Raw genomic sequence first — 243 nt, forward strand, 5'->3', positions numbered from 1 at the left:
GCGACACCCTGGGCGCCGGCGAGGTGCTGCTGCGCCTCGACGCCGCCGCCGTCGTGGACGCCCAGATCGCCGTGATCCAGGCGGCCGAGGACAGCGAGGAGCGCGCCCACGCCGGCTTCTTCTCCGGCCGCTTCCGGCTGCCGATCCTGCTGGCCTTCCTGATCGCCTTCTTCAGCCAGCTCTCGGGCCGCAACTTCATCATCTACTATGCCCCGCGGGTGCTCGAGGCCGCCGAGGTCGGCG

General features: G+C 72.0%; 1 protein-coding gene. It reads left to right on the top strand.

Annotated elements, in window-relative coordinates:
- Positions 1–243, top strand: a 243-nt coding sequence (locus tag CVH10_RS23565; protein WP_146143359.1) for an MFS transporter, incomplete at both ends; no start/stop codon positions are given.

It is taken from the genome of Halomonas sp. ND22Bw (assembly GCF_003011945.1).
In the GTDB taxonomy this organism is placed as follows: domain Bacteria; phylum Pseudomonadota; class Gammaproteobacteria; order Pseudomonadales; family Halomonadaceae; genus Halomonas; species Halomonas halophila.